The sequence below is a fragment of the Streptococcus mitis genome (assembly GCF_000960025.1).
Lineage (GTDB): Bacteria > Bacillota > Bacilli > Lactobacillales > Streptococcaceae > Streptococcus > Streptococcus mitis_DH.
The window spans coordinates 478,149-489,921 of the sequence record NZ_JYGQ01000004.1 but is presented as its reverse complement, the minus strand read 5'-3'; the positions used below and the strand labels follow the sequence as shown (position 1 = coordinate 489,921).

Below are 11,773 nucleotides of genomic sequence, written 5' to 3'. Positions count from 1 at the left end.
CTCTTCGAAAATCTCTTTAAACTACGTCAGCTTCCGTCTGCAACCTCAAAACAGTGTTTTGAGCAACCTGCGGCTAGCTTCCTAGTTTGCTCTTTGATTTTCATTGAGTATAAAAACAAGAACATCTTGCCTTACTCAGAGTGTTTCTCGTGAAACATCCCTTTCTTAAAAAAGTACTCCACATAAAATAATTTGTGGAGTTTTTTCTATAATTAGTAGTTTAACCTAACCTTCAAATAGGAGTATACTAATAATGTAATCGTTATCAAAAATCTAAAAAGGAATTTTTAGATGGATATCAAAATAAAAAAGGGAGGAAATTATGAATAAGTTTTCAAAAACCTTGAGAGACAACTGGATCTTTCTCTTAATGGTTTTGCCAGGGGCACTCTGGTTGATTCTATTCTTCTACATTCCAGTATTTGGGAACGTGGTTGCCTTTAAAGACTACCACATGACCAGTAATGGTTTTATAGATAGTATCGTGAATAGTAAATGGGTCGGACTCGATAATTTCAGATTCTTATTTAGTTCAAAAGACGCCTTTATCATCACACGAAATACCGTCCTCTACAATCTAGGCTTTATCTTTATTGGTTTGATTGTATCTGTAGGGATTGCTATTATTCTCAGTGAACTCCGTTCTAAGAGAATGGTCAAGATCTTCCAAACTTCCATGTTGTTCCCTTACTTCTTGTCTTGGGTTATCATCAGTTTCTTTACAGATGCCTTCCTAAACATTGATAAAGGGGTGTTCAACCATTTCCTAGAGTCTATCGGAATGAAGGAAATCAATTTCTACGCTGACTTGGGTATCTGGCCATATCTTCTACTTTTCCTAGGTATTTGGAAAGGTTTTGGATATAGCAGTGTCATGTACTATGCGACAATCATGGGAATTGATCCAACCTACTACGAAGCAGCGACAGTGGATGGGGCCAGCAAATGGCAACGAATTCGCAATGTAACCATTCCGCAGTTGACACCATTGGTAACTGTATTGACCATCCTTGCAGTCGGAAACATCTTCCGTGCAGACTTTGGTCTCTTCTACCAAATCCCCCACAATGCTGGTCAGCTTTATAACGTAACCAATGTTTTGGACGTATATGTATATAATGGCTTGACTCAGACAGCGGATATCGGGATGGCTTCAGCAGCAGGTCTCTACCAATCAGTTGTTGGCTTGATTCTGGTTATCCTATCAAACTTACTGGCAAGACGAGTTGATCCAAACTCAGCCTTGTTCTAGAAAGGAGGAGAATATGGCAGAAAAGAAAATTAAAAAAGAAAAAATTGATAATGTCGGCATTCACTCCTTCAGTAAGAAAGCGGATATCTTCTTTAGTACCATTTCTGGTTTGGTTGCCCTCTCTTGTATCCTACCCTTTGTATTCGTTATCGTTATTTCGGTGACAGATGAAAAGAGTATCCTCCAAAATGGATATAGCTTCTTCCCATCCCAATTTGGATTAGACGGTTTTGAATTTTTGGCACAGTTTAAGGATAAAATCCTCCAAGCCCTCTTCATCTCAGTCTTTGTAACAGTGGTGGGGACTATCACAAACGTTTTTATCACAACAACCTATGCCTACGCTATCTCACGGACAACCTTTAAGTATCGCAGATTCTTTACAATCTTTGCACTTCTTAGTATGTTGTTCAATGCTGGTTTGGTACCGGGCTATATCGTGGTAACTCGTTTACTTCAACTTGGTGATACTGTTTGGGCCTTGATTGTTCCAATGCTTCTCTCACCATTTAACATCATCTTGATGCGTTCCTTCTTCAAGAAGACCATTCCAGAAGCCATTCTAGAATCTGCTCGTATCGATGGTGCCAGTGAAGCCCGGATCTTCTTCCAAATCTGTTTACCATTGTCACTACCAGGTATCGCAACCATTACGCTCTTAACAGCTCTTGGTTTCTGGAATGACTGGTTCAATGCCCTTCTTTATATCAAGAGTGACAACTTGTATCCATTGCAATATTTGCTCATGCAAATCCAGCAAAATATGGACTACATCGCCAAAGCAGTCGGTCTATCTGGTCAACTGGGAGTTGCTCTTCCAAAAGAAACAGGTCGTATGGCCATGGTTGTGGTCGCAACCCTTCCAATCGCGATTCTGTATCCATTCTTCCAACGCTACTTTGTAAAAGGTTTGACTATCGGTGGTGTGAAAGAATAGTACTTGTCGAGAAAAATCATTTCTCATTTCCAAACTTCCCTTGCGTGAAGTTAAGATCATTACATTGTTTATAAGTTTAAAAATAAAAAAAAGGAGTTTTTGTCATGAAAAACTGGAAAAAATATGCTTTTGCATCTGCTAGCGTAGTCGCTTTGGCTGCTGGTCTCGCTGCTTGTGGAAACCTTTCAGGTAACAGCAAAAAAGCTGCTGACTCAGCTTCAGGTGAAAAAACTGTTATCAAAATGTACCAAATAGGTGACAAACCAGATAACTTGGATGAATTGCTAGAAAATGCTAACAAAATCATCGGTGAAAAAGTTGGTGCTAAATTGGATATCCAATATCTTGGATGGGGTGACTATGATAAGAAAATGTCAGTTATCACATCATCTGGTGAAAACTACGATATCGCCTTTGCATCTAACTATGTTGTAAATGCTCAAAAAGGTGCCTATGCTGACTTGACTGACTTGTATAAGAAAGAAGGAGCAGAGCTTTATAAAGCACTTGACCCAGCTTACATCAAAGGTAACAGCATTAACGGTAAAATTTACGCAGTTCCAGTTGCAGCCAACGTTGCATCATCTCAAAACTTCGCCTTCAACGGAACTCTTCTTGCTAAATACGGTATCGATATTTCAGGTGTCACTTCATATGAAACACTTGAACCAGTCTTGAAACAAATCAAAGAAAAAGCTCCAGATGTAGTGCCATTTGCGGTTACTAAGAACTTTATCCCATCTGATAACTTTGACTACCCAGTTCCAAATGGACTTCCATTCGTTATCGACCTTGAAGGGGACACTACTAAGATCGTAAACCGTTACGAAGTGCCTCGCTTTAAAGAACACTTGAAGACTCTTCACAAATTCTATGAAGCTGGATACATTCCAAAAGACGTAGCAACAAGCGATACTTCATTTGACCTTCAACAAGATACTTGGTTCGTTCGTGAAGAAACAGTAGGACCAGCTGACTACGGTAACAGCTTGCTTTCACGTGTTGCAAACAAAGACATCCAAATCAAACCAATCACTAACTTCATCAAGAAAAACCAAACAACACAAGTTGCTAACTTTGTTATCTCAAACAACTCTAAGAACAAAGAAAAATCAATGGAAGTGTTGAACCTCTTGAACACTAACCCAGAACTCTTGAATGGTCTTGTTTATGGTCCAGAAGGCAAGAACTGGGAAAAAATTCCAGGTAAAGAAAACCGTGTTAAAGTCCTTGATGGCTACAAAGGAAACACTCACATGGGTGGATGGAACACTGGTAACAACTGGATCCTTTACATCAACGAAAACGTTACAGACCAACAAATCGAAGATTCTAAGAAACAATTGGCTGAAGCTAAAGAATCTCCAGCACTTGGATTCATCTTTAACACTGACAATGTGAAATCTGAAATCTCAGCAATCTCTAACACAATGCAACAATTCGATACAGCTATCAACACTGGTACTGTAGACCCAGACAAAGCTATTCCAGAATTGATGGAAAAATTGAAATCTGAAGGTGCTTACGATAAAGTATTGAACGAAATGCAAAAACAATATGATGAATTCTTGAAAAACAAAAAATCATAAGATCAATTGATTTCGTGTATTCATTCCTAATTCCTAAAAATTGAATCACTGTTTTCCTCAGGCTTATCTGGGGGAGGCAGTGATTTTTTGAAACGAGAGCATAGATATCTGTGTTTTCTTATCGCTGTTTAACCATTCAGGAAATCTCAAATACCATTTAGGATTTGGAGTAAGGATTTAGGAAAATATAGCTTATATTAGAGATGTCTCGAGTTTACAAAGGAGAGTTCATATGAAGAAGTATCAACTTCTATTCAAAATTAGTGCAGTTTTCTCTTACCTATTTTTCGTATTTGGTCTTTCTCAGCTGACGCTTATTGTTCAAAATTATTGGCAATTTTCTTCCCAGATTGGCAATTTCGTCTGGATTCAAAATCTCTTGAGTTTGCTATTTAGCGGAGTCATGATTTGGATTCTGGTTAAGACAGGCCATGGCTATCTTTTTCGCATTCCGAGAAAAAAATGGCTTTGGTATTCGATTTTGACAGTACTAGTGGTAGTGCTCCAGATCTCTTTTAACGTTCAGACAGCTAAACATGTTCAGTCAACTGCTGAAGGTTGGGCTGTATTGATCGGTTATAGTGGGACCAACTTTGCTGAGCTAGGTATCTATATAACTTTGTTCTTTCTGACTCCACTTATGGAAGAGCTAATCTATAGAGGATTACTGCAACACGCTTTTTTTAAGCATTCGAGATTTGGCCTTGATTTGCTTCTTCCGTCAATTTTATTTGCTCTTCCTCATTTTTCAAGCCTGCCTAGTTTGTTAGATATCTTCGTCTTTGCAACATCTGGCATCATCTTTGCTAGTTTGACCCGCTATACCAAGAGCATTTATCCATCCTATGCGGTGCATGTGATTAATAATATTTTTGCAACATTACCATTTTTGCTGACTTTTTTACAGAGGGTGTTTGGGTAAATACTGGCGCGAGAGTTAGGAATGATAGTTTTTCAATTTATAAACGAATTTCAGGAGGTAAATGAGTATGACACCATTAAAATGGTTTGCCGGAGGCAGCGAAAGACGTTGTGAAGCCATGATTATCATTGATTATCTACTGGAAGGTATAAACAATACGCCTCAACTGACTCCTTTGAAAAATCTGTTAGTAAGTTATAAAAGGCGATTAGAGGACGATGGGACCTCTACCCCATTTATATTGAGTCAAATGAATGTTGACATCTCACGTGTGTTGATTGACAATAAGCTGATGTTATCAGAAAGTCAATCCGAGCAGATCAAAAAATTGAGAGAATTATCTGCTATTCGCTATGGTTACTGATGAAGTGCAGGGATAAGCACCTTTCTACAATTTCCAGTCAAATAAATTGCATTCGTTTTCTCAAGCAGGTATACTAGTATAGTTAGATGAAAAATTCTGAAAATTTAAGAATAGAAAAGAGAACAAATCTTATGGCAAAAGATATTCGTGTCTTACTTTACTACCTTTATACTCCAATTGAAAATGCAGAGCAATTTGCTGCAGATCACTTGGCTTTCTGTAAATCAATCGGCCTTAAAGGCCGTATCCTAGTCGCTGACGAGGGAATTAACGGAACAGTTTCAGGTGACTACGAAACAACTCAAAAATACATGGACTACGTTCACAGCCTCCCAGGCATGGAAGACCTCTGGTTTAAGATTGACGAAGAAAGTGAACAAGCCTTCAAGAAGATGTTCGTTCGCTACAAAAAAGAAATTGTCCACCTTGGTTTGGAAGACAACGACTTTGACAACGACATCAACCCACTTGAAACAACAGGTGCCTACTTGTCTCCAAAAGAGTTCAAAGAAGCCCTTCTTGACGAAGATACCGTTGTCCTTGACACACGTAACGATTATGAGTATGACCTAGGACATTTCCGTGGGGCTATCCGCCCAGATATCCGCAACTTCCGTGAGTTGCCACAGTGGGTTCGTGATAACAAGGAAAAATTCATGGACAAGCGTGTTGTGGTTTACTGTACAGGTGGCGTTCGCTGTGAGAAATTCTCAGGCTGGATGGTCCGTGAAGGCTACAAAGATGTTGGCCAATTGCATGGAGGAATCGCAACTTATGGTAAAGACCCAGAAGTCCAAGGTGAACTTTGGGATGGGAAAATGTACGTCTTTGACGAGCGTATTGCCGTAGATGTTAACCATGTCAACCCAACTATCGTAGGAAAAGACTGGTTTGATGGAACACCATGTGAACGTTATGTCAACTGTGGAAATCCATTCTGTAACCGTCGTATCTTGACATCAGAAGAAAATGAAGACAAATACCTTCGTGGATGTTCACACGAGTGCCGTGTTCACCCACGTAACCGCTATGTTTCAGAAAATGAATTGACACAAGCTGAAGTTGTCGAGCGCCTAGCCGCTATCGGTGAAAGCTTGGATCAAGCAGCTACAGTATAATATTAAACAGTCCTTAGGGGCTGTTTTTCTATGCTTTTTACTAAAAAATCTAAAGTTTGTTTCTGTATCTTTCAGGAAAATAGGGTATACTATATGTAAACGATTTCAAAGGAGTTCAGTTATGGTGAAAACATTTTTTATTCCAAATAAACAGAGCATTTTAGGAGAACAGGAAATTTTGACTGCCAAGTCTATCTTGGCCTTGGTAGATGGTTTGGAGTCACATAGCTATGATGCCGTCTATCTCCGTCAGCCTCTTAATCGTCTCGAGTATATCGAGTGTGCGATAGTGGGGCAATCACAATTTCTCTTTAAGGTCAGTTATGCTGATGGTCAAAAGGCTTACCGTGTCGATCTTCCTGACCTACTCACGAAGACAGACTGGCAGATTATCAAATCATTTTTAGATGCTCTGCTTGCTTATACAGGAACTGAGATTGAAGGACTAGATGGTTTTGATTTTGAAGCTTATTTCCAAGCAAGTATTCAAGCCCATCTGACAGACACTGCAGCCCGTTTTACGATTTGCCAAGGAATTTTTAATCCTGTTTTCTTTAGTCATGAGGACTTGAAAAGCCTTTTAGAGGCAGATGGCTTGGCACAGTTTGAAGCACGTGTACGTGCGGTTCAAGAGACAGACGCTTACTTTGCAAGAGTTTCCTTCTATCAGGATGGAGAAGGACAAGTGCATGGCGTTTACCATTTGGCTCAAGGAGTCAAGACGGTTTTACCGAGAGAACCATTTGTTCCTGCATCCTATATTGAGCAATTGGTGGATAAGGAAGTTCAGTGGGAGATTGACTTGGTTCAAATTACAGGAGACGGCTCTAAACCAGAAGACTATGAAGCCATTGCCCGCTTGGACTATGCAAAATTCCTAGAGTCATTATCATCAGCATCTTACCACCAATTAGATGCCAATCAATTAGAAATACAACCCATCCTAGGACAAGATTTTAAAGCATTAGCACAAGAAGAGTAAATCAGAAGCAGGTCAATCGACTTGCTTTTTTGACATAGAAAAAATCCTGCCATGAAAGACAGGATTGCTACTCAATGAAAATCAAAGAGCAAACTAGGAAGCTAGCCGCAGGCTGCTCAAAACACTGTTTTGAGGTTGTAGATGAAACTGACGAAGTCAGTAACCATACATACGGTAAGGCGAAGCTGACGTGGTTTGAAGAGATTTTCGAAGAGTATGAAGTTTAAAGAAAGGCCAAGATACGGAGATAATCTCCAATTAGTGCCACTTCAGCTACAAAGAAGAGGAGGATAATGACTCCGTTCACAAGGACAGACAAGAATAACTGATAGAAGGAGTCGGTTTCACTTGATTGACTTGGTCTTGTAATGATATGGAGACTGGCAAGCAGAATGATTCCAATGCTAATCACACACAAGAGGGCTGTAAATCGCAGGCTATCAAAGAAGGCAAAGAAACTAGCAATAGCAGTGAGGAAGATTGGAATTGCCAAGAGTTGACTATATTGTTGGAGAACCTTTTCTAGCGTCCAGTCCTTTTCTTGGTAGATAAATCGTCTCACGACGAAACTACCCAAGAGGAATGAAAAGAAGAAGAGCGTTGTTGCTACTAGGATAGAGATAATCGAAAAGAGATTTAATGAAGCAAATTGTTCAGGGAAGTGATTATGCATAGTTGCTATATGTCCATAGTAGGCTTGTTTGATGTGGTAGATACTAAAGAAAAAGGAAGACGCAGAAAACAGAATGAGCAAGAGAAAGGCTGTGTAACTGTGTGTGCTACTTGTTTCAAGCTTGCTTGTAGGAGATTTGAGAGCCTCCACTAGCCAAGACCAAAAATCAAGCGCTTGCTCTTTCCATCTATCCGTAGATTTTGGAGCTTGGTCGGGGATATAGGGACTTTCTAAGGATTGACTGATAAGAAGGGGCTCTTTCGTGGTTGGTTTTTGCTGAGGAAGTGCTTCTTGACTCTCTTCAGCTATAGTGACTTTTTCTGTTGCTTTAGAAAGGTCTTGCTCTTCCTCAGTAGAATCTAATGCTTTCTTTTCTTCTATTTCTGTTCTCGCTTCATCGTTTTCAGGCGTTTCAATTTTCTCTTCTTGCTGGCTTTCAAGTTCGACTTTAGCTTGAGAGACTTCCTCCTCTACTTGAGTATTTTTTTCAATTGGTGTATCGAGATCGGCTATCGTTTCTTCAGCCTTATCTGCAACCTCTTGAGCTTGCTCTTCAGGTTTGTTCTTGCTTGTTGTTTTTACAAAATCATTACTTTCAAACCATTCTTGTTTCATGGTAGAACCTCCTTTTTAGTTAGATAAATATGCTTCCATAGTAGCAGATGTAAGCGCTTTTGTCAACGTCTGATTGGTGTGGATACTAGAATGATATCATTATCAGCTCTAGCAATGAGTTGATCCTTGACACCAGCTTTTTCAGTTTTGTAAGGGTTACTTAATTCTGTGTATTTTGATCCAGGTTTTTCTCTTGTAGCTTGTAAGATAGAACCATAGTTACTTGAGATGTCCCAATTAATTCGTTGGCTTTCTTTTTGCGTCAGAGTGATTGAGAGATGGTCTTTAGAAGTTAATTCCACCTTGCCGTGAACTTGGATATTTTCAGCGTGGAAGTGATGTTCTGTTGACTCTAGCTGACTATCTGTAAGGTCTGTATCAAAGATATTGATAATATTTGGTGTTGTGAGTTTACTGTTTTTGATACTACTTCCTTCAATTCGGAGGAGATAGCTATTATTGGTATTGATGGTCGCATTTTCAAGACTAGCATTAGTGATACTGGTTTGACCGCGATTTGCTGAGATGTTGATCCCTTTTAGACTTCTTCCCTTTGGAACTTGGAGAATAACTTCATTAAAACGACTAGAGTAGCTACTTGCGATATGGAGAATCCCGCCAATTCCAGAAGAGAGAAATGGAGTTTCAGACAGTTTCTTATCAGTGAGGCTTAGAGTTTTGTCGTTTTGATTTGTGACAAGATCATGGTTAGCAGAAATAGATGGATGATAAGAAATGTGGATTTGATCATCGAAAGAGTCTGTGATGGTGAGCGCGTGTTGGTGGAGCGTAATATCTAGGTTTTCGACTTCCTTGCCAAAGGTCAGCTCTTCCATCTGACTATCATAGACAGGTTCCTTGGACATGGCAAGTAGGCTCTTGATTCCGTCAGATTGGATGCCTACAAAGAGCAGGATAAATCCGATAACGGTAGTCACCACACCAAAAATGAGAAATCCTTTTGTCAATTTACGCATGCTGGTCACCTCTCTTTCCTTTTTTGAGAACAAATTGCACCAGGCGAACAATGAGTAGACCGAAGAAGCGAGCTACATAGGAAATACCTAATAAAACCAGCGAAGAAGCACCGATAGCCAGTAAACCAGAACCAAAAATCAAGATAAAGGCTGATTTAGCTTGGGCTAAGACAGTGAAACTTTCAACTAAAAATAGGAAACCGCCGATGATACCTAGTATGGAAACCGCAAAGAAAGCCAAGATGACAGTCAAGGCTGCCACAAAGATTGCGAACAGGGACACGAGGATGGCGATTCCCAGAGGAATACCGATGGGGGCTGCAAGGAGAGCTAACAAGGCGATATGCAAAATTTGTCGGTTATTCTTTTGAGCGGGTGCTTCATTGATTTTTTTATCGAGAAGATTGGAGAGAACTTCGTGGGCCGCTTCTTTGGGAGTTCCCAAGCTAGCGATGAGTTCTTCTTCTCCTTCGACTCCAGCATCGTCAAAGAGTTCCCTGAAATAGTCCATGGCTTCAATTTGGTCAGCCTGAGGCAGTTTTTTGAGATAGAGTTCTAGCTGAGTCAGGTATTCAGTTCTTGTCATGGCGGATACTCCCTTCTATGATGCCATTAATGGTGTCTGTATAGAGTGCCCATTCATCTTTTAGGGTCACGAGCTGTTCTATACCACCATTTGTCAAGGAGTAGTATTTGCGCATGCGACCTTGGAACTCTCTAGAATAGGTTGTCAGAAAGCTACTGCCTTCCAATTTTTTTAGGATAGGATAGAGTGTAGATTCTTTGATATTAGCGATCAGCTTAATGGTTTGGCTAATCTCATAACCATAAGAATCATCCTGCTCCAGTACGGCCAAGATGAGAAATTCAATCAAGGCAGAGGATGTTGGAAAGTACATGGGGAACCTCCTTTTCTAATGTGTAAGATTTTTATATATAATTTTTCTATACATACATTGTACATCTAAAAGAAAGCCCTGTCAAGAAATATGTGTAAAATTTTTATATATAAAAAACTTCTAGGAAAAACTAGAAGTTTAGAGGATTTTATCAGCTCTGTCCACTGTAAAGAGAGCCACAGTCATCAGGATATCGACGAGCAAGAGGGCAGCTACAGCTGGTACCCAAGAGTGGAAAAGGTCAAAACTGTAACCAAAGAGGGTTGGCCCAAAGGCTGCCAGGATATAGCCTCCTGTTTGAGATAGGCCGGACAATTGGGCTGTCTTTTCAGGGGCGCTTGTCTTGAGTGAAAAGTTGACCATGAGATAGGGGAAGAGGGCGCTGGTTGCGGTTCCGATGAGGAGATGGATGGCAAGCCAGTAAAAGAAATTACCGACTGGAAAAAAGAGCATGGAAATGCCGAACACACCAGCTAGTGAAACCAGAGTGAGCATGAGCTGACGGTTGCGAGTAGACAAGCTGGTTGTCAGGCTTGGGATGGTCATTGAAAAAGGAATGCTAATCAGAGAGAAGATAGAAGTGAGCAAGCCAGCTTCGTGACTGGATAGACCTGCATGGATGGCCATGGTAGGTAGCCAAGTCATAGCGGTGTAAAAGAGCAAGGATTGAAAACCTGCAAAGACAATAACTGCCCAGACCTGTTTATTATGCATGACCTTTGTTTTGCTTTTTTGTTTGGTTTGTGGAGCCAGTCTGTGATTATAGCGGTGATTTGGGAGCCAGACCAAAAAAGTTGCTAGACAGAGCAGGGTGAGGAGGATGATAAGTCCTTTCCAAGAACTGGCTTGTGTAATAGGTACAGCCAGATAGGAGGCCAGAGCCGTTGCAATCCCCATAGAGGTTACATATAAGGTGGTCAGAAAACCAATCTTCTTTGGTTGATTGGCTTGGATAAGACTAGGAAGCAGCACATTGATGACTGCGATACTTGCCCCAACCATCAAGGTTCCTAGATAGAGCAGGGGCAGATTGATTAGTCGAATGAGAGAACCGATGGTCAAGAAGAAGAGGCTGTAGGTGAAGAGATGCTCCAAGCCGATTTTTTGAGCCAGTCGGGTAGAGAAGAGTGAGAAGAGGGTAAACATGAGGAGAGGAAGGCTGGTCAAGACACCAAGCGAACTAACTTCTACTCCCAGTCCTTGCGAAATATCTCCTAAAATAATGGGTAAAACAGTAAAAGGAGTCCGCAAGGAAACACCAATCAGGATAATACCTGGAACAAAAAAGAGTGATTGCTTTTTCATATAATACCTCTTCTAGCTGATTTTAATAACAGCTTATTTTAAGGTTTTTTCCTTATAATGTCAAGTAAGGTTTTGGGCTTTCAAGATAAAAATGGGAAAGTCTTGAAAATTATGATAAAATAGTGGAAGGAAAAATTCAG

At 40.2% G+C, this 11,773-nt stretch carries 13 protein-coding genes; 8 read left to right on the top strand and 5 right to left on the bottom strand.

What is annotated here, in order from left to right:
• Positions 1–322 precede the first annotated feature (322 nt).
• From TZ91_RS09350 to TZ91_RS10720, 8 genes are all read left to right on the top strand, one after another.
• Positions 323–1,252, top strand: coding sequence for an ABC transporter permease (locus TZ91_RS09350; RefSeq protein WP_001032152.1), 930 nt, complete (start codon positions 323–325; stop codon positions 1,250–1,252).
• Between the two features lie 13 nt (positions 1,253–1,265).
• The gene (locus TZ91_RS09345) at positions 1,266–2,189 is read left to right on the top strand and encodes a carbohydrate ABC transporter permease (protein WP_000818353.1); all 924 of its coding nucleotides are present in this window, start codon (positions 1,266–1,268) and stop codon (positions 2,187–2,189) included.
• Positions 2,190–2,293: 104 nt separating this feature from the next.
• Positions 2,294–3,778 carry an ABC transporter substrate-binding protein gene (locus TZ91_RS09340; RefSeq protein WP_000800391.1) on the top strand — a complete coding sequence of 495 codons (1,485 nt, stop codon included), beginning with the start codon at positions 2,294–2,296 and terminating at the stop codon, positions 3,776–3,778.
• Positions 3,779–4,010: 232 nt separating this feature from the next.
• Positions 4,011–4,700, top strand: a complete 690-nt coding sequence (locus TZ91_RS09335) for a CPBP family intramembrane glutamic endopeptidase (protein ID WP_023947356.1) — start codon at positions 4,011–4,013, stop codon at positions 4,698–4,700.
• Positions 4,701–4,767: 67 nt separating this feature from the next.
• On the top strand, positions 4,768–5,064 hold the full coding sequence (locus tag TZ91_RS09330) for a bacteriocin immunity protein (RefSeq protein ID WP_033687549.1): 297 nt from the start codon (positions 4,768–4,770) through the stop codon (positions 5,062–5,064).
• Positions 5,065–5,195: 131 nt separating this feature from the next.
• The gene (gene trhO / locus TZ91_RS09325) at positions 5,196–6,182 is read left to right on the top strand and encodes an oxygen-dependent tRNA uridine(34) hydroxylase TrhO (RefSeq protein WP_001030024.1); all 987 of its coding nucleotides are present in this window, start codon (positions 5,196–5,198) and stop codon (positions 6,180–6,182) included.
• 121 nt (positions 6,183–6,303) lie between these two features.
• Positions 6,304–7,164: a DUF4299 family protein gene (locus TZ91_RS09320; protein ID WP_033687548.1), complete on the top strand. Its 861-nt coding sequence runs from the start codon at positions 6,304–6,306 to the stop codon at positions 7,162–7,164.
• 74 nt (positions 7,165–7,238) lie between these two features.
• The gene (locus TZ91_RS10720; protein WP_000692984.1) at positions 7,239–7,391 is read left to right on the top strand and encodes a hypothetical protein; all 153 of its coding nucleotides are present in this window, start codon (positions 7,239–7,241) and stop codon (positions 7,389–7,391) included.
• Here TZ91_RS10720 and TZ91_RS09310 read toward each other — a convergent pair.
• From TZ91_RS09310 to TZ91_RS09290, 5 genes are all read right to left on the bottom strand, one after another.
• Positions 7,388–8,452, bottom strand: coding sequence for a DUF6574 domain-containing protein (locus TZ91_RS09310; RefSeq protein ID WP_033687546.1), 1,065 nt, complete (start codon positions 8,450–8,452; stop codon positions 7,388–7,390). The two genes, TZ91_RS10720 and TZ91_RS09310, sit on opposite strands and share 4 nt — an antisense overlap.
• Before the next feature lie 62 nt (positions 8,453–8,514).
• Positions 8,515–9,429: a DUF4097 family beta strand repeat-containing protein gene (locus TZ91_RS09305; protein ID WP_033687545.1), complete on the bottom strand. Its 915-nt coding sequence runs from the start codon at positions 9,427–9,429 to the stop codon at positions 8,515–8,517.
• Positions 9,422–10,015: a DUF1700 domain-containing protein gene (locus TZ91_RS09300; protein WP_000198699.1), complete on the bottom strand. Its 594-nt coding sequence runs from the start codon at positions 10,013–10,015 to the stop codon at positions 9,422–9,424. The genes TZ91_RS09305 and TZ91_RS09300 overlap by 8 nt, the downstream gene beginning before the upstream one ends.
• Positions 10,002–10,328: a PadR family transcriptional regulator gene (locus TZ91_RS09295; protein WP_033687542.1), complete on the bottom strand. Its 327-nt coding sequence runs from the start codon at positions 10,326–10,328 to the stop codon at positions 10,002–10,004. The genes TZ91_RS09300 and TZ91_RS09295 overlap by 14 nt, the downstream gene beginning before the upstream one ends.
• Positions 10,329–10,466: 138 nt before the next feature.
• A complete protein-coding gene (locus TZ91_RS09290; protein WP_033687541.1) occupies positions 10,467–11,633 on the bottom strand; it encodes a CynX/NimT family MFS transporter in 1,167 nt (388 codons plus the stop codon).
• Between the last annotated feature and the right edge of the window lie 140 nt (positions 11,634–11,773).

Excerpts from the sequence above, each read along its gene's own strand:
- TZ91_RS09350 (WP_001032152.1), top strand. The coding sequence starts at position 323 with ATGAATAAGTTTTCAAAAACCTTGAGAGACAACTGGATCTTTCTCTTA.
- TZ91_RS09345 (WP_000818353.1), top strand. The coding sequence starts at position 1,266 with ATGGCAGAAAAGAAAATTAAAAAAGAAAAAATTGATAATGTCGGCATT.
- TZ91_RS09340 (WP_000800391.1), top strand. The coding sequence starts at position 2,294 with ATGAAAAACTGGAAAAAATATGCTTTTGCATCTGCTAGCGTAGTCGCT.
- TZ91_RS09335 (WP_023947356.1), top strand. The coding sequence starts at position 4,011 with ATGAAGAAGTATCAACTTCTATTCAAAATTAGTGCAGTTTTCTCTTAC.
- TZ91_RS09330 (WP_033687549.1), top strand. The coding sequence starts at position 4,768 with ATGACACCATTAAAATGGTTTGCCGGAGGCAGCGAAAGACGTTGTGAA.
- trhO (WP_001030024.1), top strand. The coding sequence starts at position 5,196 with ATGGCAAAAGATATTCGTGTCTTACTTTACTACCTTTATACTCCAATT.
- TZ91_RS09320 (WP_033687548.1), top strand. The coding sequence starts at position 6,304 with ATGGTGAAAACATTTTTTATTCCAAATAAACAGAGCATTTTAGGAGAA.
- TZ91_RS10720 (WP_000692984.1), top strand. The coding sequence starts at position 7,239 with ATGAAAATCAAAGAGCAAACTAGGAAGCTAGCCGCAGGCTGCTCAAAA.
- TZ91_RS09310 (WP_033687546.1), bottom strand. The coding sequence starts at position 8,452 with ATGAAACAAGAATGGTTTGAAAGTAATGATTTTGTAAAAACAACAAGC.
- TZ91_RS09305 (WP_033687545.1), bottom strand. The coding sequence starts at position 9,429 with ATGCGTAAATTGACAAAAGGATTTCTCATTTTTGGTGTGGTGACTACC.
- TZ91_RS09300 (WP_000198699.1), bottom strand. The coding sequence starts at position 10,015 with ATGACAAGAACTGAATACCTGACTCAGCTAGAACTCTATCTCAAAAAA.
- TZ91_RS09295 (WP_033687542.1), bottom strand. The coding sequence starts at position 10,328 with ATGTACTTTCCAACATCCTCTGCCTTGATTGAATTTCTCATCTTGGCC.
- TZ91_RS09290 (WP_033687541.1), bottom strand. The coding sequence starts at position 11,633 with ATGAAAAAGCAATCACTCTTTTTTGTTCCAGGTATTATCCTGATTGGT.